Genomic DNA, 26,627 nt, shown 5'->3' with positions numbered 1-26,627 from the left:
TTACCGTTTTTGCGCAAAGAAGTGAACCCCTGCTCCCATGCAGAGCCATGCAGAGCAAAACACCCCATTTGCATGAGGTGCAGTAAGCTGATGTTCATCCCTCCAGCATCAGCAGCTGTCTGGACAATTCCCCCAGCCGGCTGCGGCAGATGTCAGCCTTTTCTTTATTTCCGGTCTGCATCGCGGACCACAACTCTTCCAATTCGTCATCCACCTCCATCTTGGCCAGTTGAAGCCGCAACTCTCCTTCTTTTGAAGCAAGCATTTCCTCAAGCTTCTCGATCGACAGCTGCACCCCTTTCTGAAACAGAACTCGCTGCCTGAACCCGTTCACTTCCACAAGCCGGATCACCTCGCCGAACAAAATATTTTTCACCAGGATGTGCTGATCCTTGATACGCTTGATGATGGCATGGCCACGCGTAATCCCGATGAGATTTTCCAGCCATTCCGCCAGCTTCTCATCTTTGATCAAATAATCCCCTGCTAATTTGTAATGACCGGTGCGCAGCAGCTGAAAACGGAGCTTTACCAGCTTGCGCCCCGTGCGAACCGACAAGACAAGACATTCTTCATCCTCATTCCAGTACAATGAGTAGCCTTCCTGAATGAGGTCTTTAATCAGCTTGTGGATATGCCGGCGGCTAAACCGGAGCTCCAAATTGCAATATTCCACTTCGCAGCTCTTATTCACGGCATTCCCCTCCTTTGTGAGATCCGGATCAAGCCTGCGCGCAGGAAACGGCTGCGCCGTATGATCTTTCCCTTTACTATATTTTATACTTCATAATATGTAAGGGTACTTGGTTATTTGACTAAATTTGCTCTCCCGGGCATGGCTCATTTTAAAGATACGGCCAAGCCCCCGGCTGTATGCTATAATCAGGGAAATTCCGGTTAAAAATAATCGGGATCGAGCAAGACAGGAGGAGAAGGAATGACGTTCACCGGTTTCAACGAGCAGGATTTCGATGTATTTGAAGTGCCCGGCCTGGAGGCCAGAATGAAAGTGCTGATAAGCGATGTGCGGCCGAAGCTGGAAGCCATCGGGGAACAATTGGCCCCTTTTGTGACAGAACTGTGCGGTGAAGAGATGTTCCCGCATGTCGCCAAGCATGCGCGCCGGACAGTGAACCCGCCTAAGGACACCTGGATCGCATGGGCACCGAGCAAGCGGGGGTATAAAGCGTATCCTCATTTTGAGGTAGGCATGTTCGCTTCCCACCTTTTCATTGTGTTCGCTATTATATATGAAAGTCCGAACAAGGAAGTGTTTGCCAGGCAGCTGGACAAGCAGCTCCAGGAAATCCACGATCACTTGCCGGGCAATTATTACTGGTCCATGGATCATATGGCACCGCAAGGCATTCCTCATGCCGAAATGACAAAGGAGCAGTTCCGGACCCTGATCCAAAAGCTCACCACTGTCAAAAAATCCGAGGTGGTATGTGGTCTGCGGCTTGAACGGAATGACCCGCGTGTACAGGACGGAGAACGGCTGCTGAAGCTGGTCCGGTCCACTTTCGAGCAGCTGCTGCCTCTGTACAAGATGGCAAGCCACCCGGAATAATCCTGGCGTACATATCACAGCAAAAGAAGCGTTCTTCCCCATGGGAATGAACGCTTCTTTTGTTTTATCTGTTAGGAGCCGTGCTCTTCCCCCGGTATGGACGGCGCTCAAGCAGCAGATGGCAGATGAACAGCAGCAGCATTACAACGCCGCTCGTAATGAACGGAGCCGTATGCCCGACATGGTCCCACAGCATGCCGGAGACAATCGGTCCGACGACCAGCCCCGAGCCCTGCAGTGTAAGGAAAAAACCCCATACCGTACCGCGTTCGCTTCCCGGAACCAAGCCCGCGAGGAACGTATTCCACGCCGGAAGGATCAGCGCATAGCTAAAGCCGATTACACAGACGGCCAGAAATATCATCGGGATCGTGGAAATACCCGCAAAGGTAAACAAGGTAAGGCCGGCAAGGCCAAAACCGACATGCAGAAAATACCGGGGCCCGAACCGGTCCACCAGTTTGCCCAGCGGAATAAGCGCAAGTATGGTTATGCCGCCACCTGCAATCAACAGCGCGCTATACATATTGGGTGAGATACCCAGATCCGTTCTCGCATAAAGGGTGAGCACCGGACTGAGCAGCCCCAAAACAAAGGACTGTAAAAACAGCGCCGGATAAAGAAGCGGATTGACCTTCAGATGGGTTTTGATAAAATCCAGCGTGCTTTTCAGGTTGTTCGCCATTTGCTGCAGCCTGCTGCCAAGCGTCAAAGGCGCTCCCCCCCCGTCCGCCGCTTTCCCGCGCACGGCCGCTTCCTTCACCGGTTTCCGGCCAGGCAGCAGCAGAGCCACCAGGAGCATCAGGATGGAACACCCGGTCAATACCATAAACACAACACTGTACTCTTGCCCTGTGCTGGCCGTGACGAAATTCATAATGATAGGCCCAAGCCCCGTTCCGCCGAGCACAGCGATTTCAAGCGTCCCCATCGCTGCACCATTGCTGTTGTTCGGCCCCGAAATCTCCGTTGTTCCGGTCATGGCACAGGGCCATAGCGGAGAGGTGCCGATTCCCAGCAGCAGACAGGCCAGCACAAGCCAGAAAGAGCTTGAAAAAAAGCTCATCATCAGCACAGCCGCAATCGTCACAATGAGAGCCGCCGCCATTGTTCCTCTGTATCCCAGCCGCTCGGCCAGCCATCCTGCAGGCACACGGAACAGGTTATCGCCAAGATACTGCAGCGAGAAGGCAAGGCCGATCACTCCGGCGGAAAGGCCTAATGAGTCACCCATATATACAGGCAGTATGGAAACGAGCAGCGACCCTTTCAAAAACTCCACCAAAAAAACGAGCACCCACAGAGCTATAAACAAAGGCGACAGTAACCGCCCCGCTGCGTGTTTACTGATATTCTCCATCTTCTTCACATCCTGCTTCAGTTGTTAGGAAATTTGCATCAATCATTTGCTTGCATTCCCGCTTCATTTTGCTATACTCAATTTTGTTTATAAACCGCGTAACACTCCAAATTACGATACAAAAAGACAATAACAAGACGACGTGCCGCAAGCAAGCATCAGACACGCGTTCATTTTAGAAAGGTTGTGACAAAGCTGATGGATCACCGCCAGACACCGCTGTTTAGCGCTTTAAAAAAACACGCAGACAGCAATCCGGTACAATTTCACATCCCCGGTCATAAAAAAGGAATGGGAACCGACCGGGAATTCCGCGAGTTTATCGGGGATAACGCCCTTTCCATAGATTTGATCAATATCGCGCCGCTGGATGATCTGCATCAGCCGACCGGCGTCATTGAGCAATCACAGATTTTGGCGGCCGATGCTTTCGGTGCGGATTATACGCTCTTCAGCGTGCAGGGCACCAGCGGTGCGATCATGACGATGATCCTGTCCGTCTGCTCGCCTGGCGATAAAATTATTGTGCCACGCAATATTCATAAATCGATCATGTCCGCGATTATTTTCTCAGGCGCAAAGCCTGTCTTCGTCTCTCCTGCCAGGGATGAAAATCTTGGCATTGATCACGGCATTACGACAAGCTCCGTCCGCCGTGCCCTGGAACGCCATCCGGATGCCAAGGGTGTCCTGGTCATTAATCCGACCTATTTCGGCGTGTGTGCCAACCTTAAGGAAATTGTCGATCTTGCCCACAGCTTTGATGTGCCGGTACTCGTGGACGAGGCCCATGGTGTGTTGATCCATTTTCACCCTGATCTACCGATGTCCGCCATGCAGGCCGGAGCCGATATGGCGGCAACGAGCGTGCACAAGCTGGGCGGCTCCATGACGCAGAGCTCCGTGCTGAATCTGAATACGAAAAACGGTTATGTGAGTCCGCAGCGTGTGCAGACGATCATCAGTATGCTGACAACGACTTCTACGTCTTATATTTTGCTCGCATCCCTCGATACGTCACGGCGCAACCTGGCCCTGAACGGACGCCAGATGGCGCAGCATGCGATCGACCTGGCCCAGTTCACGCGCAGTGAAATCAATAACATCCCGGGTTTGTACTCCTTCGGCGATGACATTCTTGGCGGAGAAGCGACTTTTGATTACGATCCGACCAAGGTGACCATCCACGTCCGCCATCTCGGCATCACCGGATACGAAACGGAAAACTGGCTGCGCGAGCGTTACAATATCGAAGTCGAGCTTAGTGATATGTATAACATTCTCTGCCTGATTACTCCAGGTGATACACAGGAATCCGTGCAAACGCTGCTGGAAGCGCTCAAAGAGCTGTCCTCCCAATATTACAAGGATGGGCAAGCCCATGAACTGATCGTGAAAATACCTGAAATTCCACAGCTGTCCCTGATACCGCGCGATGCGTTTTACGCGGATACTGAGGTTATTCCTTTTAAAGAATCTGCTGGTCGCATTATTGCCGAATTTATTTATGTGTATCCGCCTGGCATTCCGATCCTGCTGCCAGGGGAAGTGATTTCACAGGAAAATATCGACTATATTGTAGAGCATGTCGATGTCGGCCTTCCCGTTAAAGGTCCGGAAGACCGTTATATTAATCAGGTTAAAGTCATCATCGAAGCCGATCCGATATTTTGATCCTTATATCTGCAAAGAGCCAAGCCTGCGGGCTTGGCTCTTTGATTTAAATGATAGTTTTGTCACAGGGCACGCGGCGGCTTATGAAAAGAGGCCCCTTCACGGGGGCCCCTGCAGCCTGTATGGCCTGGTGCTGAATCAGTCGTTGTACTCCTGAACCAGTTCGTTGAACACTTCTTCAACACGCTTCCATTCTGCTTCGTCTTCAATATTATAAAACACCATCTCTTCGTTCTCTTCCTCAACACGAAGAATGATGCCATCCGCTTCAGGGTTTCCTCGCTCAAGCAAGAGAGCATAAAGCTGATCGTCGACATCAAACGTCTCCACCAGTACAACCTCCACGTCGTTGCCGTTCTCATCCGTTACGGTAAGAATCAGTTCCTCATGCTCGTGGTCATGATCATGGTCATGGTCGTGATGATGTCCCTCATGCTCATGTTTGTGATCAGTCATTCATATACCTACCTTCAGTTGGTTTGTTCTTTCTTCCGTATCGTATCATGATCCGGTGGGAAGGTCAATTTTACCATACTCTCCGCAGCTGTTCAGGAATCCAGTGCCGTAATGACCTTTTCGGAAATCAGCTTGAAGCTGCTGGCTGACGTCTCTTTAATGAAGAAACCTACTCTGTATTTGCCTGCCTTCTGGAAATCATACGTAAAGTCATTCGTACGGAACCAGAAGTTATCCTTCTGTTTGCCCGTAATCTCTTGGGACTGAATATCCTTCACGTTGCCATCCGGGTCCGTAATCGCGATTTTGACAGCTACAATATCGGTGGTCAGGCTGTCAATCTGGGAAAATACGTTAAACTTCAGTTTCCCCTTGTTCACATTCCCGAATACAGTATCTCCCTTGAACAGGAAAATATGAACGTTAGGCTGTTCAAACTGGACTTTGCCGGTAGATGAGTCGTAAGTTACCAGACCGTTGAAATCCCGGATCGGCACATAAGTCGTTCCGTCGATCACATATCCACCCTCTTTGACTTCCTGCCCGTTTATGATTAATTTGACTGGCTCCTGACCACTAGCTTCGGCGGACAAGACAGATCCTCCCAATGTAGAAAAGGCCATAACCAAAACCAAAACTTTTGTCCACTTCATGTGCTTCATGTCCCTCCATCCATCTTCTGTTGTAAATTTATACTTTGCAAAACTCTACAAGTTGCGCTGCTCCGCTCATAAAATTGCCACTTTTGTCATGGATGGTTTTGCCTGTACCTGTAACCATGTTAATATAACAGGTAGTCCCGAATACCCGGATTGCCCGGGAAATCGATTAACAGAATGAGAAGGAGACGCCCGGATGACATTAAAGCTGCAGATGCTTGGTACAGGCAGCGCCTTTGCCAAGATGCATTACAACAACAATGCGCTGCTGGATAGCGGCGAAGCGAAGCTGTTGATCGACTGCGGGATCACCGCCCCACTCGCTCTCCATCAGATGGGGCTGCCGATTACAGAGCTGGATGCCATTCTTATCACTCATATTCATGCCGATCATGTAGGCGGGCTTGAAGAGATGGGCTTTCGCATGAATTTTATCCATGGGCGCAAGCCGGTGCTGTATTTGGCGGAGGCGCTCGTCGAACCGCTCTGGGAAAATACCCTGAAAGGCGGGATGCTGCAAAAAGGGATGTTTGAACGGATGGAGGACATCTTCGAAATCAGGCCGCTCGTGCCGGGAGAGGCTATCGACCTTGTGCCCGGAATCCGGGCAGAGCTGATCTCTACCAAGCATATTCCCGGCAAGGACAGCTACTCCCTGTATATCAATGAGCGGTTGTTCTACAGCGCGGATATGATCTTCGATCCGGGGATGCTGACGAAGCTGGTGCAGGAACGCGGCTGCAGAGCGATTCTGCATGAGGTGCAGCTGCTCGGCGAAGGAGTAGTACATACCACCCTGGACGAGCTGCTCAGCCTGCCGCCGGAGCTGCAGCGGATGATCCATCTTATGCATTACAGCGATGAAATAGAGGCGTTCCGGAGCCGTACGGGCGAGATGAAAATCCTTGAGCAGCAGCGCGTTTATGATGTGGAGCATGAGCTGGAAGTATAGTCAGGGTGATAGTGTAATTGGGATTGTTGTGTAATTTGCTGGTAGTGTGATGGTTGGGAGATGGTGATGGGAAAGCCGCAGAAACGGGCATTTTCTGCGACTTTCGTATGATCTGGTTAGACAGAAATTTCTTTCAATTACAGCTTTTTACGCATCCGTACATGCGGGATTCCCGCATCATCGAATGGCTCTTCGGAGATCGTTTCATAGCCGAGCTTCTTGTAGAACACCTCCGCCTGACACTGGGCGTCCAGCAGCGAATAATGAAGCCCCAGTTCCCGTGCTCTCTCCTCCATGGCGAGCAACAGCACTCGTCCGTATCCTTTCGAGCGGTAGTTCTTCAGAACTGCAATACGCTGCATTTTAGCCGTCTCGTCGTCATAAATGGTTACCCTTCCCGTCGCAACCATTTCTCCTTCGTCCTGAATAAGAAAATGATGAGCCGTCCCGGTGAGGCGGTCATGCTGGTCAATTTCCTCCTCCACCGGTACATTCTGCTCCTTAACAAATACTTCGGTGCGAATGGCCAGCGCCTGTTCGAGCTGCTCCTCGGTCATTACAGTTACAATCTCAGCCGCCATAATTTGTCCTCCTACTGTCTATGTATGTATGGCATTGAACCATGTAAGCTGAATTATAATACAAAAACGGCTGGGAAGGTAATGGTGTAGTTTCATGGTTAGAGCGGCGAAAGTGAATGACAGAATTGCCTTGTATCTATCATTAATCTGTTTGGAAAAATGAAATTTATTCAGATAGACTGTTGACACATGGGAAGCTTTCGGGTAATATCAATCTTACCGCGATAATTAATTTGATCTGTTAGCTCAGCTGGGAGAGCACCATCTTGACAGGGTGGGGGTCAGTGGTTCGAGCCCACTACAGATCATAGCCGAGAGCCCTTGCATAGCAAGGGTTTTCTTATTTTACCGGTGTTGTCGCTTAGTGCCAAAAGGTCTTTGGGGGCGATTTCGGGGTCCTGTAGGGGGCTATAAATCAAAAGTGATGCTGCTTATAACTGCTCATTCAGTCGTAATGGGTAAATATTCTTCAAAATGTTTTGTCGGACAGACTCATAGATTCATATCCAATTTCGAGCTTAAGAGCAAAGTAGACAAAATAAACAACTGGACCGAAAAAGATAAGCCCTTGGCTCGGTCCAGTTCTCATTTTTTTGAATCCGCAAACTGTCCTTATTCAATTTCCCTTGATACAAATTTGTTATATTCCTCTTCACGAAGAATTATTTAGCAACTAAATTCTAGTAAAAAATTCAATAAAGGAGCAAATTAATTACTCTCATTATTTGACATAATTTCTTCTACGCTTGTTTTTATTTCAGCTTTAAATGTATTTTGAGATGTGCCATCTAATTGCTCGAGCACCTTATTTGTGGTTTCAGATACAACTTTTCCGTTTCTTACTTTCCAGACACCGTCATCAAAGTTATAAGACCAATACTTTCCATCAGATGTTTTTACCAGGATAAGGTAAACCTGCTCACCTTCATGGACAAAGTCAGTTTCTGGGTTATCTTTCTCAATTCCGTGCTGCAAAAACGTAATCTCCTTCTCTTCCGGTACTTCCCCGTATACAACTTCACTCACACTAATGATTGCCGGAGTTACATCATAATCAAAACCAACTCCAGAACTTCTCTTCTCTGGCTCCTCTACTTTGCTTACTACCCCTTTTATTACAACATCTGCCCCATAAAGAGCTTCTTCAAGATTATTAGGTACTTCCACCGACCCAAGTTCCCTTTCTGGATGATTACCTGTTAAAAGCGGACCAATCAAGAAACCTGCAATAATACAGGCTGCAACAGATACAACATATATTGAGAATATAACTTTTTTATTTTTCATTAAGGTATCTCCCTATTATTTTACAGGGAATAATCTACCATAAAAATGAAATAGAGTATACATATTTTTCAAAGAAACTCTCAATTAGACAAACAAACCTCGGTCGATTCCCGTGGCTTGTCGTTTTATTTTTATCTTGTATCGTTTCTGAATACCTTCCTGGTTCGGCTATTTCACCCTCTATTACTCTCAACCGTTCACTGATTATCCATCGCATACGCCCGCGCTGCATACAGCCCCGACTGCCAGCCTCCGCAGGAATAGACCCAGCGACTCAAGCTTGTGCCCGATAGCAGCTGCGTCACATCCGCCGCATCTGTGACCACAAAATTGCAGACGTTACCTTCCTGAATCCCGTAACCTTCACTGCCCACAATGCCGGCAGGTACGTCTGTGATCATCCGCAGAAGCTGTACCAAATCCTCTTCGCCCCCCATATGGGCGGCATACGATGTAATTTGGGCGATCTGCGTCAGATCTCCACGGCCGAACGGGTGGAACGGATCCTGAATGTTATCGGAGGCGGCCGCCAGCGGAATGCCGACAGTAAGCAACTCACGGATTCGTGTTGTTCCCCGCCGGACCAGACCACGGTCATCCCTTCCCTGCAAATACAGGTTAACAGCAGGCAGCGTTACGGCATTCAGGCGTGCATCTTTCATCTTTGTGATCACAACCTGCGCATCCTTTTCATCCATCGCGGATAATGAACAGAGATGGCCTGCCGTCACCCGGCCCTGATATCCGTAACGAATCGTATGCTCCGCGATGCTCAACACAGTCCTTTTTCCCGGATCATCGCTTTCATCGGCATGCAGATCAACCGGTACCCCGTATTGCTCAGCCAGCCGGAAAATGCGACTGATCTCACCTTCGGGATCATCAGCCAGATGGGGAGCGCCGCCCAATACGTCGATGCCCATGCGCAGCGCTTCTGCGACAGCTTCATCGACAACCCTCTGGTCGCCTCGGAACGGAACCATCAGCGAATACTGGATGTTCATGCTGCCGCTCAGCTTCTCCCGTACCTCCAAAGCCGCGGCAATCGTCCGAAAGGCCACCTCTTTGCCCAAATGCACGGGAAAGTCGAGATGGCTTCTTATCGTTGTCGTTCCGTTGCTCAATGCCAGTCTGGCGGCCGCCAGCATGCGGCCGGCCAGCTGCTCTTTGCTGAAATCCGGTACTGCCTGGCTATAGTTATGAATGGCTTCCTGCAGCGTACCCGAAAGGTTGGACACCTGCTCAAGCGAAAAAGCTTTGTCCAGATGCATATGGCAGTCCACCAGGCCAGGCAGTATAATTCCACCCTGCAAATCGATGCATTCCGCTTCCGCCAGCTTTTTCAGATCGGTGCCGGCCAGCGCTGGAATCAGCGGCCGGATCAATCCGGCCGCTGCGGCATCGAGGAAACCGCTCTGCTGCCGGATGCTGATCCATTTGCCACCTTCCGCCTTCAGCTCATACAATTGGTTGTCTTCCCTGAGCGGAAGGCGTGCATTAATGAAATGCATGCGGCCGGCGGCTGCGCTCATTGCGCGATGGCCAGCTCCTTGAGCACGGCCAGATCCTCCTCATCCAACTCGGCGGCAGGGCCTGCCTTGATCAAATCCGAGAACATTTCGTCAGGCACCATGGTCGTCAGACAGTACAAGCGGGTACTGCCCGTGTTGATGATGTCATGATGGTTGCCCGGCGGGATGATGATGAACGAGCCCTGACGGATCGGCGTCTCATATTCGCTTCCTACTTTAGCCAGACCTTTCCCTTTGAGCACATAAAAATATTCATACGCTTCCCGGTGCTCATTGGATGGCGTTCTGCCCCCCACCTCGAAAATTTCCACAAATGACGTAAACGGCACCTGCTCCCTGTCGCACAGCAGCACGAATTTATTCGTATCCTTGGCGGAAATTTTGTGAACAGGACAATGCTCGAAGTTACCCGCTACCAATCCCGGAATATTCACCATATGCCTTCAACCTCACTTTTCATTTATTAAGAAAAATATCTATCGACGTGCATTCACAGAGCCGCCAGCCGATCGTGGCAAGGCTGTGAACTCGCTGTCCGAGGGCTTTGCACGATTATCCCGTTGGATCAGGTGCAAAAAAACAGCGACCCGGCGGCCGAAAATACTTTAGGTACGTTAAAGAAAATAACAGATCAAATGAGGCGCTTAAACCCGAATGTTTCCGATGTCCTCGTTTATGCTGAACCACACCGATCAAGCCACGCACATCATGCTCGCCTTTCCTCGTTCAACCCTGCGATCAGGACGCAGCCGCAAGAGGCTGAACCGGTTGGCGCGCGATCAGTCGGTGGCAAGGGATCGCCGGAATCGCTATGCCCATGTACAGCAATTTCTGTCACATCGTTTCTTCCCCTAGCCCTCCCCAACCTTCAACTCCCGCATTCTGAACAAAAGGGATAATCGTGCAAAGCGGTATGGAAAGGCACCAGACACCACTATTAAAAGTGCCCTATATTTCATCTTCTTACAGGAAGCTTCAAATACGACGGGGCCTGCTCCGAACTGCGCACGGCTACGGTTGCGATATTCAGCCCGCCTGTGCCCGTAGTATTCACCGCATCCTTGACACCGTTCGGATGGCGCGCGAACAGCGGAAAGGCGCTGCCGGTCAATTCGAGCCGGACATAGGTGCCTGCCGGCAAAGTAGCTGCCAGCGGACGCAGACGGATTTGCGCCGTTCTCCATCCGTTCTCCATCTCCGCCTCATTGCCGCTTATCTCCGCCTCTTCACTGCAAATTTCCGTACGGCCCACGCTCAACAGCCGAGCCGTTCCATTTTCGGAGACGGTTGTCAGAACAGCTACCAGATCGGTCGGTCCGCCCAGCGTCTGATACTGCACATACAGCTCTGGAGTTCCGAACAGCGGAAGCTCCTCAGCGAGCGGTCCGCCCGTATATACCAGAATTTCGTGCCGCTCCTGTACAGCACTGCGGTCAGACGGCAGATAAGCATCCAATCGCATCGGCAGGCGAGCATCATACACGAATACATCCGGGACGGCTTCCTCCACATCTTCGAGCCGTTTTTCGAGCCTTCCTCCGCCGGATGCGCCGTTGGCCGGCACCTGTGATCCGGACAAGTAAAATACCTCGGACGGAGAAGTCTCCCCTGTTAAGACGGAAGGCAACCGTGCCGTGTTATGCCACTCATGGCTCAATTGATCAAAATAACGGACAGGCGGTTCTGCAGACAATTCTGCATCCCTTTTCCCCTTCAGCCAATAATCGAACCAGCGGAGCTGTTCCAGATGGTGATCGCCGTCTGCCTGCTCGCCATGATCGATTCCGCCCGCCCTGCGTCCCCATGGAATATGGGCCCATGGGCCGACGATAAGGCGATGGAAGCACTCTGGGCTGGCCCCCGCCTGCAGTGCCTCAAACGTCTGCAGCGTTCCCATCAGATATCCGTCGTACCAGCCGCCGATATGCAAAGCTGGCACCGGCTGCGCAGTTATATCCTCGATCCAGTTCATCCGCTCCCAATACTCATCGTACTCTGTATGCTCAATCCAGTCATAAAATGCGGGAAAGTAACGCTCCAGAATTGGGTGCCTTTCATGCAGTGGCATCTGCCAGAACATATCCTCCGGGCTGCGCATGTAGCGCGAGCACTGCTCAGCCGCTTCAAAGTCACCCGCCCTTTGCGCTGTGTCCCGCGCCAATTGAAATGCCCACGGCAGATTACCAAGCGCGAAGGAGCCATGCGCGTAAAACAACCCATGATACAGGTCGGCAGGGCACATGCTGGGCGCAATCGCCTTAAGTGCAGGCGGGTGAAGTGATGCCGCAGCCCACTGCGTCAGTCCCTGGTAAGAGAAGCCGTACATGCCCACCTTCCCGGATGAGCCCGGCAGAGCGGCTGCCCAGGCAACGGTATCAAAACCGTCCTCGGCTTCCTGTACAAACGGCTCGAATTCCCCTTCCGATTCTCCCCGGCCTCTGACATCCTGGATGACTACGATGTATCCCTTGCTTGCATACCAGACAGGATGGGCATGCGTCACCGTTGAGGCAATCGCCCGTCCGTAGGGCTGGCGCATCAGCAGCACGGGAAATTCTCCCGTTTCGTCAGGCATATAGATATCGGCATATAACGTGACACCGTCACGCATGGTGCAGGGAACCTTTCGCCGGATAACCACATCTGCAAATTTCACATCATCCGCTCCTCGCTATAAGTCCAGACTTGCGTCAAAGTCCTTTTAACATGATCTGCTGCATGCTTCGTATTTCACGAGTTTGTCTTTTCAAACACTGCTGGCAGCCGGACGCTTCAGCTTCTCCTGATTCAAAATTCCGCCCGGATCGTGGCGATGCTTGATCTGCCACAAGCGGTCGTGAGCATAGGAGCGCCCGCCATCCTTCAAATCCCATGTATGCGGATTATTGACCCTGACCCCATTTTGCTCATACCGGTCCATGAGCCGATTCAGGTGCTCCTCCGTCGAGAAGGGAACGAGCGGCAGACCGGAAATGAGCAGCTTCCCGTTTTGGCGGGCAAATTCAATATGATTCATCACTTCCGGATACGCTGCTTTCATAATTTCGATCTGCTCCAGGGCACGGGTTGGGTCAAAATTCAACTGCAGATAAGTCAATCCCGGATCCGACTTTCTCGCCCACAGAGTGGTGTGATTCCAGGTAAAATCGGAGACGCCAACTCCTTTATGGTACTGCTCGGCAGAAATCTTCATCGCCGTCAGTCCGTCATACTCTGCTATCGCACGCTCCAGCTGCATTTCACAATTCGTATCGATTTCAAGCAGGACAACAGTCCGGCCGGCGGGGAGATCAAGCGGAATAAAATAGGAGGAAATCGGCCATTCGTGAATGGAAATCAGCCTTTTCACCAAGGAGGAATCTTCAGCAACCGTCTGTCCGAAGCGAAATGCTTGCGCAAAGCTGTCAAAGGTCAGCGCCCACTGCATCCACTCCACACGTGGCGCCAGATTGATTTCCACCTCGGACAGGATGCCGATCGTGCCATAGGTATGGAGGTAAGGCAGAATTTCTTCACCCTGCAGCTCAATCGTGCGCGGCTCCACCTCGACCGTTTTGATTTTCAAAGAGCGTACAAGACCATCCCAGATCGTGCCCCAGCTAATGGAGCCAATGCCGCCGAAGCCGCCGCACAGAAAACCGCCGATGGTCGCCGACTGAAACGTGGAAGGCATCGTGCGCAGCTCATAACCCGCCTTGCGGGCCGTGGATTCCATTTTGCCAAGCCTTGCCCCGGCCTGGACGCTCATGATGCCCTCTCCCGTTTCGAGCACCTTGTTATACTTGGCCAGATTCAGCACAATCCCGCCCGTGACCGGGACACATTGGCCGTAGTTGCCGGTGCCGTTCCCCCTGACAGTAACGGGTACACCCGTTTCTGCGGCAACCGAAAGCAGGGCGTCAAGCTCCTGCTCGCTGCGCGGGCTGGCGATACATTCCGCAAGCTTGCCTTGAAGCTGTCTCGTCAGGATAGGAGAGAAGTGATGATAATCCATCGAATATTTGGCGAGCGCAGGCTCCTCCCACTGCAGCAGCTCCGGGTCGATTCGTTCTTTCACAATAGCTGACCAATGTTCGTTCATTCCGTTCCCTCCCATGTGTTTTTAAGATCTAAGCGGCTGATTGTCACCTTCTCAAGACTTCGGCAGAAACTCATCCGTGAACACCTTGCTGACATCCGGCTCCGACTTCAACGCTCCAATCTCCACCAGCTGCCGTCCAAGCTCGGCCCAGCGCTCCTCCGTCATATAACCAACGCCATGCTCCGCTGCATCACCTTCATATACAAATGGAATGAGCGTTTCCGCGGCGTAGTTCAGCTTTTCTTTGGTGAAATCCGGGTTTTCCTTCAGAATGACATCATTCACGCTATCATAGTTGGTTTTATAATAATCCCAGCCCTTCATAGAGGCCTCGACATAAGCCTGCACGATATCCGGATGATCCTGAATATACTGTTCTGTTGTAAACAGCACATTGGAATACGGATTATAACCGGCATCTGCCAGCAGCAGGAAATTGACGTCCACGTTCTGCTGCTTCATTTCGTATGGCTCACTTGTTACATATCCCTGAATAGCAGCCTTTTCATCCGCTACGAAAGGAGCAAGCGAACCCGTATAGGCCATATCCTGCACTTGGTCCAGATTGTATTTCCCCTTCACATAATCCCAGAATACCGACCCTGTCCCGACATAAACGGTACGATCATTCAAATCGGCAAAGGAGGCAATATGCTGGTTGGCATGCACCATCAGACCTTGCGGGCTTTTCTGGAAAATCGTCGCAATCGCAACCAGCGGAATTCCCTGCTCCCGGGCAACGAGCAGCTGATCCGCTGTCGTAAGCCCGAATTGAGCCTTGCCGGAGGCCACAATCTGTGTCGGGGATACTTGCGGCCCCCCTGGCTGGATGGTCATATCCAGACCTGCCTCTTCGTAATAACCCTGCTCCTTGGCTGCATACAGACCGCCATGCTCCGCCTGTGCAAACCAGTTCGTCACCTGAGTGACCGCTGTCAGCTTCCGGCTTTCCCCCGTGGAACCGGATGTGCCAGACGTGGCCCCCTGGTCAGATGGCTGATTGCCGCAAGCGGCCAATAATGTTGATAAAGAAAGCACAGCAGACAGTAAAATAGCAGATGCGGATTTTCTGATTTTTTTCATCCTATTCCCACTCCCCAAGAAAAAAATGCTGAAGCTGTTTATTCATCATCCGCTACCGGATTACGAAGCGGCGCAAAACCGCTGATTCTGCATTCGGTCGTATCTCCGTGCTGAATCCGGACAGATCCCGGCGTGCCTGTCATAATGACATCTCCCGGATAAAGGGTCATCATTTGTGAAAAGTACGAAACGATGAACCATGGATGGTACATCATGCGGGCTACGGTATTGCTGTGAACCACCTCTCCGTTCAATACGGTTTCGACAGTCAGACTCTGCAAATCGCTGATTTCGTCAGGTGTGATCAGCTCTGAACCGAGGCTGAAGAATGTATCGAATACCTTGGAGCGCTGCAGAAATCTCGGATTACGAGCATGAATATCCTGGCTTGTCATGTCCAGCGTTGCCGCAAAGCCGGCGATGACGTTCTGCGCGCGCTCTTCCGGCACATGTTTGCAGGTTTGACCGATAATTATGGCAAGCTCCCCTTCTGACGTCACATTTGCGGTTTGCGCAGGAATTCGGATCTGCTCTTCCGGTCCGATCAGGCTCGTGTCCGGCTTCATGAAGCAGACCGGCTCGGACGCTGGCGGAGTCGCCGCCAAATCGATCGCTTTCTGCATATAATTCATACCGATGCCCCAGATTTTGCGGGGCTGGCGGAAAAGCGGGGCTGGTACGGCCTCCTTCGTCTGAATAGAAGTGATCGACGGGAGTTTGTGATCCCCATGCTCCCTGTACCAATGGATAAGCTGCTCCAATTGCCCCTGCTGCAAAATCTCCATCACAGTCAGTCCCCAGGCACTGCCTTCCGCCCGATTGATCTCCTCCATCAGAACATATTGACCTTCATGCTCCAGCGCTGCCCGCTCTTTACCGCCGATGCTCAGACTGACGAGCTTCACAGAGGGCCTCCGGCTGCCTGTTCCACCGGTTTGCCCTTGAGCACCTCCGTAATTTCGAAGTCACACAGCTCTCCCAGCGCTTCCGCCAGGATAGCAGCAATTCTGTCTTGAATGATGTGGCCTTTCTCGGGGGTGGCCAGCGTTGCATCACCGGCAATGCCGGTAGCGGAAATATCCGCCATTTTCCAGCCAAAACGAATCTTGCCCTCCAGTGTCAGAAACCGGTAAGGGGACATATCGGGCAGCTCTTTGGCCAGAAATTCATCTTGCACCCAGTCCGGCTTGATGGACATCACGACAGAAGTCTCATATTCGCCACCGTGAATTCCGTACTCCAGCTCCTCGGGAGAAATAAGGTCCTCCGCCACCTTGAGGCTGCCCGGACTAAGATAAAATACCATCATCCCCGTCCTGATCCGGATTTCACGCGAGGCCGTATTCAACAGATCTACATTGCCGCCGTGCGTATTAAACAGCAGCAGCTTGCGGAACCCGCTTGCCTGCAGACTTTCTGCAATGTCCAGCATGATGGCGAGCAGCGTGTTCGCTGACAGGGAGATGGTGCCTGGCAGCCCGATGTGTTCGTTGCTCTTGCCGTAGGAGACAGGGGGCAGCAGCCATATCTCCTTATTCGAACTTATGCGTTCCAGCGTCTGCGTTAATGTCGCTTCCCCAATCAGGGTATCCGTATATATCGGCAGATGCGGCCCATGCTGCTCCACAGCACCTACCGGCAAAATGACCAGCGTCTTCTCCTTCGGCATTTCCTTGATCTGCTTGCTTGTCAGGCGGGGCAAAAAACGCTCCTCCCATGCCGTACCTTCATATCGTAAAAACATATTACACACCTCTCTCGTGGTTAATTGTTCTGTAACCGCAGGGAATGGAACCCCTCAAGGGGAGTCAATTGGTGTCAATTCCTCTAGCGTTGCCTCCCTATTGTGGGCCCCGGAGCCGATCAGTTCATGCACCAGCCAGGCCGAATCCGCAACGAAGCCGTAGCATTGTTTAATATTGTAAAGCGTTGCTTCCGAGCAGAACGTGGGCGAGCTTGTTGCCGAGCAGTCCTCCAGCAGAATACCGTCATAACCCAGGCAGGCCGCATCCTGCAGCGTATGCATCACACATTGGTCCAAATTCACCCCGGCAAACAGCACTGTCTGAACGTTCAGATTGCGCAAAATACTGTCAAGCGGTGTATCCCAAAACCCGCTCATGCGGTATTTATCCACATAAATATCGTCAGGAGCCACATGCAGGCCATCCACGATCGCCGCTCCCCAGCTTCCTTTCTCCAACACCTTCGAACCGTTCCCGGGCAGTGCGTCCCCAATGCCCCTGCCCCTGCCATCCGAGTTGTACACATGCAGCACAGAGGGCGGCACATTCATACGGTCTTCGCGGTTGCCCCAGTTCACCCAAATGACGGGTACACCGGCTTTGCGCAGCTCGGGCAGCAGTCGGTTCAACCGGCTGACCGGACCCTGCAGGGGCACTGTATCCACCCCGATGGAATCCAGCCAGCCGCCGGGGGTACAGAAATCATTTTGCATATCAACAACGATGACCGCCGTATGCTCAAGGTCAAAAATCACCTTCTGCGGCTGTGCGGGCAAGGTTACAGGGTGGCCGGGCTTTTGCATTCGCCGCAAATCCACCAGCGTGTCGGACACCTGCCAATAGTTCCTGCGATTTCCCAGTTTGAACATATTAAGTCCCTCATTTTTCTGTAGATTGTTGCTTCGCCGGTTCAACCGTCTCTCCATTGAATGTCATTTCATTGCCGATTCATGCCAGGACTGCAGCAGCTTGTTGGAAATCATGTTGATGATCAGGAAAAAAGCGATGCCGAGCACGGATGCCGCCAGACCGCAGGCGAACAGATACGGGGTTTGCAGCCGCGTGGCCGCAACGGTAATTCCGTACCCAAGTCCGCCTTGCCCACCGCCGATGCCTGCGATGTACTCGCCCACAATGGCCCCAACCACCGAGCTTGAGCAGGAAATTTTCAGACCTGCCATAATGTACGGCAGTGCTGCCGGAAAGCGCAGCTTCCAGATCGTCTGCAGCTTGCTCGCATTGTACAGGTAGAACAAATTTTTCATATTCTGATCCGTGGAGTTCAGCCCGATCAGCGTATTGGATAAAATCGGGAAAAAGCTGATCAGAAACGAAATGATGACAATCGCATTGATGCCCGCCCCGAACCAGATCACAATGATCGGTGCGATCGCAACGACAGGAATGGTCTGCAGAATAATCGCGTATGGATATACACTTTTTTCCACCGTCTTGGACAGGGCCAGCAGGATGGCAATGGCAATGCCCAGCACAGTGCTCATGGCAAAACCGATCAATGCCTCCACAATGGTGGTGCTTACTGAGGTGATGAGGTTTGTGCTGTTCTCCATCGCGGCGGCGGCAATATCGGCTGGCTTCGGCAAAATATACGGGGGCATGCCGGCCAAGCGTCCGATCAATTCCCAGCCTCCGACGAACAGGACGAAGACAACTAGCGGCGGAAAAATCTTTTTCAGCAGGCTCATGACCGGATTTTCACCTGCCGAAGCAGCGCTACGGCCGCTCCCTTTGCTGGAAGCCCGGATACCTGCCGTGGTTTCGACGGTCGGACTTGCTGCCATTTTTTCCATTTCTCATTACACTCCTCTCATGGCTCTCTATCAATGCTTCAGCACCTCAGACACACTGCGCACATAATCGCCAAATTCCGGACGGGTCCGAAATTCATCCTCCCGCGGGTAAATAAACGGAATATCGATGATGTCCGAAATTTTGCCTGGACGGGGTGTCATGACGACGACCTTTGTCGATAAAAAGACACTTTCAAAAACGTTATGGGTGATGAACAGAACCGACATTTTTTTGTCCTGCTCCCAAATGTTCAACAACTCATCCTGCAGCGTCTGCCGGGTGATTTCATCCAGCGCGCCAAACGGCTCATCCATCAGCAGCAGCTTCGGCCTGGAGATTAACGCTCTTGCAATCGACACCCGCATTTTCATACCGCCTGACAATTCACGGGGCAGCACCTTCGTATAATCCTTCAAGCCTACCAGCTCAAGCACCCGCTCACCTTCCGCGATTCGCTCCTTCCTGGATACGCCACGCAGCGTAAGAGGCATCGTGACATTATCAATCAGCTTCGCCCAAGGCAGCAGCGTATGCTCTTGAAATACAAAGGCGATCTCATTTTGCTTACGCGCTTCTTTGGGTGACATGCCCAACACGGACAGATGGCCGGAGGTTGGTTCCGTCAGACCTGCAATCATATTAAAAATCGTCGATTTGCCGCAGCCGGAGGGGCCGACAAAGCAGAGAAACTCCCCTTCTCCCACCTGCAGCTCCGCATGCTGAACCGCAACCGTGCCGTTGGGATATATTTTGCCGACATCACGCATCACCAGCATGGAGCGACTCTCTTTCTCAGCGGCTGCCGTTTGATTTTGAGTAAGCTGCATCCTCATCCCCCTCTTTTCCTTGAAGTTGTGTCCCATCATAAAACCAAAATCATAAAGTGTAAATATTTCTGACACATTTTTAGTTTTCGATCTAATAATATGGACGTCAAGCTGTTTTGAAAACAGAATTCGTGCATTTAATGTTATTTTATATAACACTAAAAGAGAGGAATGATTTGCAGCAAGCTGCGGAAAACCTTTATAATTTCCTAAACCCCTGTGACAGAGGTCTCAGGTACGCAAGTGGTCTGCGGTTTACGCATCATTTTTGAGAAGGAGCGATTTGACATGCATTTAACCGTAGAAGATGCTTTAACGATCTATCCGTTATCGGAAGGCAAGCTGGCGGCCGGCAAAAAAGGAGTGACCCGCACGATCAGCTCCATTAATTTAATGGATGCGCCGGATGTCATTAACTGGATGAAGGAAGGGGAGCTGCTACTGACGACAGCTTATGCCATCAGGGATTCACCTGAGGAATTTGTCTCTTTGTTGCAGAGGTTGAATGAACGGGGTTCCTCAGGACTTGGCATCAAGCTGGGACGCTACTGGTCGGAAATCCCTGAGATCGTTCTGCTTGAAGCCGACCGGCTGGGCTTTCCTCTGATCGAGCTGCCCTTTGAATTCACCTTCTCCGAACAGATCACTGCCCTCTTCCAGTCCGAATTTCAACGCGATACACGAAAACTGAATGAACTGCTGGAAACACAGAAGAAGCTTGTTGATTTTGCCATGCAGGCGGATGAGTATACAGATTATTTCCAGGAAATCACAAATATTTTGAGGCATTCTGTCGCCGTGGTGACTGCTGAGGGAGTGGTTTTGTACAATGTGACTGGCTGTCCTGACAAAGAATTGCTGAGCGATTGGCCCTGGCATCTGGACAACCGGTTTTATAAAGCAGCCAACAAGCTGCTGTACCGGACTCCCTTGCTGAAAAGCGGGACATCCTACGGTTATCTGCTGGTGCAGACCGGGAATCTGCAAGAGGCGAATGATATGGAGGGGATTTTTCATCAGGCCGCCGTCATCCTCTCCTATCATCTAGAGGTCATCCGGAATCAGGAGGCCGTTGCCGCAGGCAAACGGCTCGGTATGACGATAGAGCGTTACCTGAAAGGCAATGCCTCCCGGCAGACCGTGCTTGAATTCGCGGAGGTGCTGGGGAGCGAGTTCTGGAATACTCCTTATGTATGCATGATATCTTCAGCAGATACAAGCGCTTGGGACCAGGACAGGCAGCGCCGCAGGCTGCGGGAAATTCAGGACAGACTGCAGGAGCACCCGAAGACGGCATCTCTTGAATCCCATCATTTTTATGTGATGAATCGTGTGTATTCCCTTTTGCAGATTCCAGAGGAGGAGGCCAGGGAGCGCAAGCTGTATGAGCAGACTGCACGTTTGTATGCGGATCTGATGAACGCATGGGGTTATGGGAACGGGGCTAATGCATGTTATATGAGCAAAATAAGGGTGGGCATCGACTCGTTGATCGACGGCTTCCGGGAATGTGCCGAGGCCGAGAGAATCAGCGCAGAGCTAGACCTGGCCGATCCGCTCGTCCTGTTCACCGATCTGGAATTCGCGTATCTCTTCCGTCATATTCCGCAGGAGGTTATGAGCAGATACTGCTCTTATTTATTCCGTCCCCTGCTGGATAGAGACGAGGAGTACGCCGGCGAAATGATGCGCACGCTTGAGGCTTATTTCGCCAACAATGGCCAGGTAAATGAAACCGCGCGCGAGCTGTTCATCCACCGCAATACGGTTCTGTACCGGCTGGAGAAAGTTGCGGGGTTGCTGAATCTGGATTTGAAGAATACCGATGATTTGTTAAAAGTGAAGCTTGGGCTCATGTTTCGGCATCTGCTGCCTCGATAATCTAATTATTTTACGTCTGTTGACATCCTTATTATTTCCTTATATAGTTCCATTACTGACAGTTAGAAATCTAATAGTTCAAGAACAAGGGGAGAACCTTAATGAGTAGCAAGCAAGATACACCCTATCTGGATTTATTGCAGCTCATTGGTCTAAAGTTAAAGAAACGTGCCGATGAGAGCATCAAAGAACTGGGGTTAAATGCCCAGCAAGGAAAATTAATTGGCTATATTTATGAACATCAAGAGAAGGGGTTAATTCAAAAGGATCTTTCTGATCGTTTCCATGTACGCGGGGCAAGCATTACGAGTATGCTTCAAGGTCTTGAAAGAAAGGGATACATCGAACGCAAAATTCCAGCCCATAACGAGCGGCAAAAAAATATTTATGTTCTGCCTAAAGGCATTGCGCTAATCGAAGCCTTCGAGCAGTCTTTTCAAAGGGTAGAGGAAGAAATCGTTCATCCTCTTTCCGATGAAGAACAGCTGACCCTTAAAGTATTGTTGACAAAAATCAATCAAAATTTGTAATAACTCTAATAAGAGCTCCACTAAGATGACGTCCAACCACAAACAAGCCTCGGACAGGTCCCGAGGCTTGCATTTTTTATATAGTGTCTGAGTAGCTTCACCCTCCAAAGCGAACCAAGACTTCAGGATCGCCCGAAAGCGACTCCACGCGGATCGTCCCTTTTATTGCTAGCGGATTAGACAAATCAAGGGATACCGTTGTAACAGACTGTTGCTCTCCTGCCATTGGCATGTTTACTCCGTTTGTCATAGGAGCCATTATTGTTGTGTTATAGTTGTTAATAACCGTTGTTGTCATTCCTCCACATCTCCCTTCAAAGTTATAATCCATACTATGTAGAAGTGCAAAGGGAGCGTAGACTTATTACTTAGTGATTAAAACCATTTTTTACAACTGATCCATCAGCTCCAAAATGTACTGCGGAACCTCGCGGCCGTACTTCTCTGTGCCGTCCGAGTTCACAATCAAAGGCTCTCCATCCACAATCGGGTAACCTCCGCCGAATTCAAAGTCCACTTCCGCAACTCTGCCGCGGCCGTACTTTCTTGCGGTGGCCTCCTCGCTCACCACGTGAAGTACGGATTTCATGTCGATATACGCGTAACCTGTTGCCATTTGTTCATCACTCCTTTTTCCACTAAATACCATTAATTCTTCTCCTGCGCAGCCAGCCATTCCTCATACAAAATGCCCATGATGATGAGGTCATAACGGCGACCGTCACGCCTTACCGCCTCCCGCTCTCTTCCCTCCAGCCGAAAGCCGGCCTTCTCATACGCGCGGATGGCTCCAGGATTGTAATCGATCACATTCAGCCCTACCCGGTTCAGATTCAACTCATGGAAGGCATAACGCAGGATCAGGTGAAGCGCGTCCGTTCCGTACCCTTTGTTCCGGTTTCTGGCCTCTCCTAAGCCAATCGCAAGCTTTCCGGCTCGGTTGTTCCACTCAATGCTGTGAATGGCCACAAAGCCAATCAGTTCGTCATCTGCAACCGTTCTCAGTCTGAAATAAACTTCATTCGGATTTGGTGCCCCTTCCTGCTCAACCCGGCTGCGCTGAAACGGCAGAGCGATGTCAGTATCCACGTTGCGCAGGTAATCGGCATCCTCTCCCCAGCGCAGGATCATGTCGGTGTCTTCTTCTCTTATTCCAGTTAGTTTTACCAGCTTGCCCTGAAAAAAGTCAGATGTCAATCCCATAAAGCTCTCTCCTTCTTCGTGCGGATTCCTCTATGGTATAGGCAGAAGCGTATAAAATCAATCTCCCGCACAAAGCATATTGAAAAACCGCCGCTGCTTCAATCCGAAGCTGCGGCGGTCCTGAGCGTGTCTATTCAATGTTCTGCCTAACAGAACAAGTATCAGTTCGTAAACGTATGTCTGCCTAGTGTCAGCACAGCAGGACGGGCCATGCTCCACTTTGAAGTGGCAATTGCCGGATTGTAATAATACAGCGAGCCGTTGGTCGGATCTACCCCGTTCAACGCCTGGCGGGCTGCCGCGTAGGCCGTTTTATTCGGGGTCAGGTAATACTGTCCGTCCTGCACGGCTGTAAACTGCCCCGGCTGCATAATAATTGCGGGAATGGAGCTCGGAAATTCATCCGACTGGACACGGTTCAGAACGACGGCGCCGACAGCCACCTGTCCCTTAAAGGACTCTCCCCGTGCTTCTGCATATATAATCCGTGCGAGTTGCTCCAGTGTCGTATGGCGCGCAGGAGATAATGCGTTCAGCTTGGCTTTCGTAGCCGGGCCTACCACACCATCCGCGGCTAGCCCGTAGTCACGTTGAAAGCGCTTGACCGCCGAGTCAGTAATAGAGCCGAAATAACCTGTGAAGCCAGCCTTGAAATAACCAAGCGTCGCGAGCTGCTCCTGCAGCTGCAGCACATGCTCGCTTTGCATTCCTTTCGAAATAGCTTGTGCGCTTGCGGTCGCAGGGGCGAAGATCAGTCCCAAAGCACAAGCACAGGATAAAATAAGAGCGGATAATTTCTTCATGGGTCGAGACAACCTCCACATTCATTTTCTGGCCGGACACAAACCCGGCTTGGCCAACTCAGGGCGTTTATCCGATAAGTGAAGCTGCCGTATGCACTCGGAACGGCGAAATCGCTTGAAACTAAGATGAAAGCATCGGACAAAGCTAATTTCCGTAGAAGTGTACCATATTTGAAGAAACTGAATAACCCGACTCTGGTCCTAACATAAAAAACCTTGTCATGACAGCATTTTCCGGCGTTTACCGCTCTATGAACATACAATCCTAGGTCTTCGGTTACAAGATACACTTTAATCCACTTTGGCCCCATATGAACGCAAAAAGGCCACTGCCTGATGTATATCCATGTGCGCGCCTTTAACGTCCATGGAGCGGAAATCGACGCCCTCCATAATAGCGCCGCGCAGATCGGCTCCCTGCAGCTTAGCATGCGCCAGCTGGGCCCGGGTAAGATCGGCTTTGCGCAGGTCGGCCTTTTCGAGATTGGCGCCGTACAAATCCGCCTCCTCCAGACGCAATCCGCGCAAATCCTGCTTGGACAACTGCGCCCCCCGCAGATTCGTGTAGGACCAATCCCCCGCCGCGAATGTCACCCCATCCAGACTGGCTTTTACAAAGTCCGAGCCCGTCATTTTACACTGCTCAAATTTGGCGACGAACAGATTCGCTTCCGTAAACCTGCAGTTCACAAAGGCCGATTCCGTATGGATGGACGCATTCAACTGTGCGCCGCTAAAATCACATTCCTCAAAACGGCAGCCTTCTGTGGTGATTTCCTCCAGGGAAGCAGCTCTAAAGCGGCAGCGGATAAAGATACAGCGGATCAGCTCTCCTTCTCTTAGATCCTTGTTGCTGAAATCAACCTCTCTATAGGTTTCATCTATGTACTGGTACATATCATCTCTCCCCGCGCAAGGCGAATTTGTACGGCCCATTGTTATTTACCCGTAACGTAACTCTAATTATTCAGCATTGGGAAAATGGAGTCAAATCACAGAAGGAGAACCGCTTCAGACGGCTCTCCTTCTGTGAGGCTGTGGCTTAATGCCAACATGCACCCTGTTGCATCCTAGGGCACATCAGCCTGTGACTGTTTTTTATTGGATGGCGCAAACCATCCGAGAAGCGCTATCGCAACCAAGACACCATAAAAGACAAGGGTCCAGCCTGTACTATGCGGGAATTGATGATCCAACACCCCAATATCTTCATGGGCCAGGGTAATCACAGCAAGCTTGACACCGACCCATGCCACAATTGCATAGGCCGTGGTCTCCAGTGCCGGCCGTTGAGCGAGCAGCTTTACAAACCATGTAGCCGCGAACTTAATCAGGATGAGCCCGGCGATTCCGCCAAGCAGGACAACGATAAATTGTCCTCCATCCATACCACCGAAATCCCCAAGCGGTGAATCCGGGAGACCCAGTGCCAGAGCCACGGCAGCAAGGATGGAATCAATCGCAAAGGCGAGATCCGCGAGAGCAATTTTTCCTACGGTTGGCCAAAAGCCTTTTCCTGCCGCATCTTTCTTCACGTCCTCGCGAATATTCTCGTTTTTCTTGCCGAAACGCGCTTTGATGATGTGCTTTAACCCGAGGTATAACAGATAAGCAGCCCCGATCGCCTGTATTTGCCATACATTAGCAATAAACGATATCGCAAACAGAGCGACGAAGCGAAAAACAAACGCCATAATGATCCCATAATTAATGGCTTTCTTCTTCTGGTCCTCCGGTAAATGCTTCGCGATAACCGCCAGAACAAGAGCATTATCCGCTGACAGTAAGCCCTCCAATCCAATAAGAATCAGTAATGCCCATGCATACTCCAGCCAAATGGATTCCAACAGTACTTCTCCCTTCTTATAAATAGTATGTTCATTACGGCAAACTTCCTGTTTTAAACCTAAGTTTCGGTTATAACAGAGGATTTTTATCCGGCTTTAGTTGTACCGTCATTCCCTTCCCTATTTACGCTGTCAAGTTATGGCTCGTTTCATTCATTAAACGGCAAAAAATGCAAAAGGGGCATGCCGTAGCAATTAAAAACTTCTGCAACCCAGCCTTTATTTCCAACGAACAATTAGCCCACCTGAAAGCGGTGAGCTAAATGTGTCTGTTTTTTTGTTGTTTCTACTGAAAACGCTCGAACCGGTAAGGCATAAGATTGGCAGGCAGCTCCAGCAGCTTGTCCTGATTCCGCGAGGCAATTGCCCATTCCAGCAAATCGTCATACAGAGCTTCCTCTTCAATACCCCCGAACCACACCGGACCGTCCGGCGTCTGAATCGATACGACATTGGCGATATCACAGGGGCCAAGACAGCCTGTAATCGTCAGCTGGATGCTTTTGAGCAGCTTCTCTTCCTTCCATCTGCTCTTCAGTCTGTCGAGCGGGATTCCTGGCCTCCCCTTTTCTGTCCGCCCGCAGCAGCAGCCGTTGCAGATCATAACCTGGCCGAGCACCCTTCGTTTCGTTGCCACTTGCTCCATCCATATCCTCTCCCATGCACTGTGATCTCGCATAAGCCTCCCCGTCCGGCTTCATGTTGACCCAAAAAACCCTCAGACCGCAAAAGGCTGAGGGCAAG

At 51.0% G+C, this 26,627-nt stretch carries 28 protein-coding genes and 1 tRNA gene; 6 read left to right on the top strand and 23 right to left on the bottom strand.

Annotated elements, in window-relative coordinates; translation table 11 throughout:
* Positions 1-94: 94 nt before the first annotated feature.
* Complete coding sequence (locus tag ACE5LO_RS03215; protein WP_375518630.1) at positions 95-694, bottom strand: YkzI domain-containing protein; 600 nt, start codon at positions 692-694, stop codon at positions 95-97.
* Between the two features lie 243 nt (positions 695-937).
* Here ACE5LO_RS03215 and ACE5LO_RS03210 point away from each other — a divergent pair, with 243 nt between their 5' ends.
* A complete protein-coding gene (locus tag ACE5LO_RS03210) occupies positions 938-1,570 on the top strand; it encodes a YktB family protein (protein WP_375518629.1) in 633 nt (210 codons plus the stop codon).
* A 64-nt stretch (positions 1,571-1,634) separates the two neighbouring features.
* On the opposite strand, the gene ACE5LO_RS03205 is transcribed toward ACE5LO_RS03210, so the two are convergent.
* Positions 1,635-2,930, bottom strand: a complete 1,296-nt coding sequence (locus ACE5LO_RS03205; RefSeq protein WP_375518628.1) for an MFS transporter — start codon at positions 2,928-2,930, stop codon at positions 1,635-1,637.
* 198 nt (positions 2,931-3,128) lie between these two features.
* Between ACE5LO_RS03205 and ACE5LO_RS03200 the strand changes: the two genes are divergently transcribed.
* Positions 3,129-4,604 carry an aminotransferase class I/II-fold pyridoxal phosphate-dependent enzyme gene (locus tag ACE5LO_RS03200; RefSeq protein ID WP_375518627.1) on the top strand — a complete coding sequence of 492 codons (1,476 nt, stop codon included), beginning with the start codon at positions 3,129-3,131 and terminating at the stop codon, positions 4,602-4,604.
* Positions 4,605-4,742: 138 nt separating this feature from the next.
* Here ACE5LO_RS03200 and ACE5LO_RS03195 read toward each other — a convergent pair whose 3' ends face one another.
* Entirely contained in the window at positions 4,743-5,060 is a 318-nt protein-coding gene (locus ACE5LO_RS03195) for a DUF1292 domain-containing protein (RefSeq protein ID WP_375518626.1), read from the bottom strand.
* 92 nt (positions 5,061-5,152) lie between these two features.
* Positions 5,153-5,713: a copper amine oxidase gene (locus ACE5LO_RS03190; RefSeq protein ID WP_375518625.1), complete on the bottom strand. Its 561-nt coding sequence runs from the start codon at positions 5,711-5,713 to the stop codon at positions 5,153-5,155.
* Positions 5,714-5,915: 202 nt separating this feature from the next.
* Between ACE5LO_RS03190 and ACE5LO_RS03185 the strand changes: the two genes are divergently transcribed.
* Complete coding sequence (locus ACE5LO_RS03185; protein ID WP_375518624.1) at positions 5,916-6,671, top strand: MBL fold metallo-hydrolase; 756 nt, start codon at positions 5,916-5,918, stop codon at positions 6,669-6,671.
* 137 nt (positions 6,672-6,808) lie between these two features.
* Here ACE5LO_RS03185 and ACE5LO_RS03180 read toward each other — a convergent pair whose 3' ends face one another.
* Positions 6,809-7,252: a GNAT family N-acetyltransferase gene (locus ACE5LO_RS03180; protein ID WP_375518623.1), complete on the bottom strand. Its 444-nt coding sequence runs from the start codon at positions 7,250-7,252 to the stop codon at positions 6,809-6,811.
* Positions 7,253-7,487: 235 nt separating this feature from the next.
* Between ACE5LO_RS03180 and ACE5LO_RS03175 the strand changes: the two genes are divergently transcribed.
* Positions 7,488-7,560 (top strand) — tRNA-Val (locus ACE5LO_RS03175).
* A 400-nt stretch (positions 7,561-7,960) separates the two neighbouring features.
* Here the strand turns inward: ACE5LO_RS03175 and ACE5LO_RS03170 are convergent.
* From ACE5LO_RS03170 to ACE5LO_RS03120, 11 genes are all read right to left on the bottom strand, one after another.
* A complete protein-coding gene (locus tag ACE5LO_RS03170; RefSeq protein ID WP_375518622.1) occupies positions 7,961-8,539 on the bottom strand; it encodes a hypothetical protein in 579 nt (192 codons plus the stop codon).
* A gap of 197 nt (positions 8,540-8,736) precedes the next feature.
* Complete coding sequence (locus ACE5LO_RS03165; RefSeq protein ID WP_375518621.1) at positions 8,737-10,071, bottom strand: amidohydrolase family protein; 1,335 nt, start codon at positions 10,069-10,071, stop codon at positions 8,737-8,739.
* Positions 10,068-10,508 (bottom strand): cupin domain-containing protein, encoded by a 441-nt coding sequence (locus ACE5LO_RS03160; RefSeq protein ID WP_375518620.1) that lies wholly within the window; start codon positions 10,506-10,508, stop codon positions 10,068-10,070. The genes ACE5LO_RS03165 and ACE5LO_RS03160 overlap by 4 nt, the downstream gene beginning before the upstream one ends.
* 518 nt (positions 10,509-11,026) lie before the next feature.
* Entirely contained in the window at positions 11,027-12,727 is a 1,701-nt protein-coding gene (locus tag ACE5LO_RS03155) for a CocE/NonD family hydrolase (protein WP_375518619.1), read from the bottom strand.
* A 90-nt stretch (positions 12,728-12,817) separates the two neighbouring features.
* Complete coding sequence (locus ACE5LO_RS03150; protein ID WP_375518618.1) at positions 12,818-14,152, bottom strand: FAD-binding oxidoreductase; 1,335 nt, start codon at positions 14,150-14,152, stop codon at positions 12,818-12,820.
* A 51-nt stretch (positions 14,153-14,203) separates the two neighbouring features.
* Positions 14,204-15,235 (bottom strand): ABC transporter substrate-binding protein, encoded by a 1,032-nt coding sequence (locus ACE5LO_RS03145; RefSeq protein WP_375518617.1) that lies wholly within the window; start codon positions 15,233-15,235, stop codon positions 14,204-14,206.
* A 38-nt stretch (positions 15,236-15,273) separates the two neighbouring features.
* Positions 15,274-16,140 (bottom strand): fumarylacetoacetate hydrolase family protein, encoded by an 867-nt coding sequence (locus ACE5LO_RS03140; RefSeq protein ID WP_375518616.1) that lies wholly within the window; start codon positions 16,138-16,140, stop codon positions 15,274-15,276.
* Positions 16,137-16,979: a creatininase family protein gene (locus ACE5LO_RS03135; protein WP_375518615.1), complete on the bottom strand. Its 843-nt coding sequence runs from the start codon at positions 16,977-16,979 to the stop codon at positions 16,137-16,139. The genes ACE5LO_RS03140 and ACE5LO_RS03135 overlap by 4 nt, the downstream gene beginning before the upstream one ends.
* 54 nt (positions 16,980-17,033) lie before the next feature.
* Complete coding sequence (locus ACE5LO_RS03130; RefSeq protein WP_375518614.1) at positions 17,034-17,849, bottom strand: cysteine hydrolase family protein; 816 nt, start codon at positions 17,847-17,849, stop codon at positions 17,034-17,036.
* A 63-nt stretch (positions 17,850-17,912) separates the two neighbouring features.
* A complete protein-coding gene (locus tag ACE5LO_RS03125; protein ID WP_375518613.1) occupies positions 17,913-18,791 on the bottom strand; it encodes an ABC transporter permease in 879 nt (292 codons plus the stop codon).
* Positions 18,792-18,821: 30 nt separating this feature from the next.
* Entirely contained in the window at positions 18,822-19,619 is a 798-nt protein-coding gene (locus ACE5LO_RS03120) for an ABC transporter ATP-binding protein (protein ID WP_375518612.1), read from the bottom strand.
* A gap of 288 nt (positions 19,620-19,907) precedes the next feature.
* On the opposite strand from ACE5LO_RS03120, the gene ACE5LO_RS03115 reads away from it, so the two are divergent.
* Entirely contained in the window at positions 19,908-21,500 is a 1,593-nt protein-coding gene (locus tag ACE5LO_RS03115; protein ID WP_375518611.1) for a PucR family transcriptional regulator, read from the top strand.
* 101 nt (positions 21,501-21,601) lie between these two features.
* The gene (locus tag ACE5LO_RS03110) at positions 21,602-22,030 is read left to right on the top strand and encodes a MarR family winged helix-turn-helix transcriptional regulator (protein WP_375518610.1); all 429 of its coding nucleotides are present in this window, start codon (positions 21,602-21,604) and stop codon (positions 22,028-22,030) included.
* A gap of 97 nt (positions 22,031-22,127) precedes the next feature.
* On the opposite strand, the gene ACE5LO_RS03105 is transcribed toward ACE5LO_RS03110, so the two are convergent.
* From ACE5LO_RS03105 to ACE5LO_RS03075, 7 genes are all read right to left on the bottom strand, one after another.
* Positions 22,128-22,328 carry a hypothetical protein gene (locus tag ACE5LO_RS03105; RefSeq protein WP_375518609.1) on the bottom strand — a complete coding sequence of 67 codons (201 nt, stop codon included), beginning with the start codon at positions 22,326-22,328 and terminating at the stop codon, positions 22,128-22,130.
* 90 nt (positions 22,329-22,418) lie between these two features.
* Positions 22,419-22,646: a hypothetical protein gene (locus ACE5LO_RS03100; RefSeq protein ID WP_375518608.1), complete on the bottom strand. Its 228-nt coding sequence runs from the start codon at positions 22,644-22,646 to the stop codon at positions 22,419-22,421.
* Positions 22,647-22,678: 32 nt separating this feature from the next.
* On the bottom strand, positions 22,679-23,227 hold the full coding sequence (locus ACE5LO_RS03095; RefSeq protein WP_375518782.1) for a GNAT family N-acetyltransferase: 549 nt from the start codon (positions 23,225-23,227) through the stop codon (positions 22,679-22,681).
* 167 nt (positions 23,228-23,394) lie between these two features.
* Positions 23,395-24,036, bottom strand: coding sequence for a cell wall hydrolase (locus ACE5LO_RS03090; protein WP_375518607.1), 642 nt, complete (start codon positions 24,034-24,036; stop codon positions 23,395-23,397).
* Positions 24,037-24,327: 291 nt separating this feature from the next.
* Positions 24,328-24,933 carry a pentapeptide repeat-containing protein gene (locus ACE5LO_RS03085; protein ID WP_375518606.1) on the bottom strand — a complete coding sequence of 202 codons (606 nt, stop codon included), beginning with the start codon at positions 24,931-24,933 and terminating at the stop codon, positions 24,328-24,330.
* Between the two features lie 173 nt (positions 24,934-25,106).
* Positions 25,107-25,883, bottom strand: coding sequence for a MeeY/MeeF family manganese export membrane protein (locus ACE5LO_RS03080; RefSeq protein WP_375518605.1), 777 nt, complete (start codon positions 25,881-25,883; stop codon positions 25,107-25,109).
* A 286-nt stretch (positions 25,884-26,169) separates the two neighbouring features.
* Positions 26,170-26,529 carry a (2Fe-2S) ferredoxin domain-containing protein gene (locus ACE5LO_RS03075; RefSeq protein ID WP_375518604.1) on the bottom strand — a complete coding sequence of 120 codons (360 nt, stop codon included), beginning with the start codon at positions 26,527-26,529 and terminating at the stop codon, positions 26,170-26,172.
* Positions 26,530-26,627 lie beyond the last annotated feature (98 nt).

This window comes from Paenibacillus medicaginis (assembly GCF_042138635.1).
Lineage (GTDB): Bacteria > Bacillota > Bacilli > Paenibacillales > Paenibacillaceae > Paenibacillus > Paenibacillus medicaginis.
Note: the sequence above shows the minus strand (reverse complement) of the source record. Positions and strands in the feature narration are given on the sequence as shown.

Coding starts and splice junctions, on each gene's coding strand:
- ACE5LO_RS03130 (WP_375518614.1), bottom strand. CDS start 17,849: ATGTTCAAACTGGGAAATCGCAGGAACTATTGGCAGGTGTCCGACACG.
- ACE5LO_RS03185 (WP_375518624.1), top strand. CDS start 5,916: ATGACATTAAAGCTGCAGATGCTTGGTACAGGCAGCGCCTTTGCCAAG.
- ACE5LO_RS03125 (WP_375518613.1), bottom strand. CDS start 18,791: ATGGAAAAAATGGCAGCAAGTCCGACCGTCGAAACCACGGCAGGTATC.
- ACE5LO_RS03180 (WP_375518623.1), bottom strand. CDS start 7,252: ATGGCGGCTGAGATTGTAACTGTAATGACCGAGGAGCAGCTCGAACAG.
- ACE5LO_RS03110 (WP_375518610.1), top strand. CDS start 21,602: ATGAGTAGCAAGCAAGATACACCCTATCTGGATTTATTGCAGCTCATT.
- ACE5LO_RS03120 (WP_375518612.1), bottom strand. CDS start 19,619: ATGCAGCTTACTCAAAATCAAACGGCAGCCGCTGAGAAAGAGAGTCGC.
- ACE5LO_RS03105 (WP_375518609.1), bottom strand. CDS start 22,328: ATGACAACAACGGTTATTAACAACTATAACACAACAATAATGGCTCCT.
- ACE5LO_RS03165 (WP_375518621.1), bottom strand. CDS start 10,071: ATGAGCGCAGCCGCCGGCCGCATGCATTTCATTAATGCACGCCTTCCG.
- ACE5LO_RS03135 (WP_375518615.1), bottom strand. CDS start 16,979: ATGTTTTTACGATATGAAGGTACGGCATGGGAGGAGCGTTTTTTGCCC.
- ACE5LO_RS03200 (WP_375518627.1), top strand. CDS start 3,129: ATGGATCACCGCCAGACACCGCTGTTTAGCGCTTTAAAAAAACACGCA.
- ACE5LO_RS03085 (WP_375518606.1), bottom strand. CDS start 24,933: ATGTACCAGTACATAGATGAAACCTATAGAGAGGTTGATTTCAGCAAC.
- ACE5LO_RS03115 (WP_375518611.1), top strand. CDS start 19,908: ATGCATTTAACCGTAGAAGATGCTTTAACGATCTATCCGTTATCGGAA.
- ACE5LO_RS03100 (WP_375518608.1), bottom strand. CDS start 22,646: ATGGCAACAGGTTACGCGTATATCGACATGAAATCCGTACTTCACGTG.
- ACE5LO_RS03160 (WP_375518620.1), bottom strand. CDS start 10,508: ATGGTGAATATTCCGGGATTGGTAGCGGGTAACTTCGAGCATTGTCCT.
- ACE5LO_RS03210 (WP_375518629.1), top strand. CDS start 938: ATGACGTTCACCGGTTTCAACGAGCAGGATTTCGATGTATTTGAAGTG.
- ACE5LO_RS03190 (WP_375518625.1), bottom strand. CDS start 5,713: ATGAAGTGGACAAAAGTTTTGGTTTTGGTTATGGCCTTTTCTACATTG.
- ACE5LO_RS03090 (WP_375518607.1), bottom strand. CDS start 24,036: ATGAAGAAATTATCCGCTCTTATTTTATCCTGTGCTTGTGCTTTGGGA.
- ACE5LO_RS03150 (WP_375518618.1), bottom strand. CDS start 14,152: ATGAACGAACATTGGTCAGCTATTGTGAAAGAACGAATCGACCCGGAG.
- ACE5LO_RS03170 (WP_375518622.1), bottom strand. CDS start 8,539: ATGAAAAATAAAAAAGTTATATTCTCAATATATGTTGTATCTGTTGCA.
- ACE5LO_RS03195 (WP_375518626.1), bottom strand. CDS start 5,060: ATGACTGATCACAAACATGAGCATGAGGGACATCATCACGACCATGAC.
- ACE5LO_RS03145 (WP_375518617.1), bottom strand. CDS start 15,235: ATGAAAAAAATCAGAAAATCCGCATCTGCTATTTTACTGTCTGCTGTG.
- ACE5LO_RS03075 (WP_375518604.1), bottom strand. CDS start 26,529: ATGGAGCAAGTGGCAACGAAACGAAGGGTGCTCGGCCAGGTTATGATC.
- ACE5LO_RS03205 (WP_375518628.1), bottom strand. CDS start 2,930: ATGGAGAATATCAGTAAACACGCAGCGGGGCGGTTACTGTCGCCTTTG.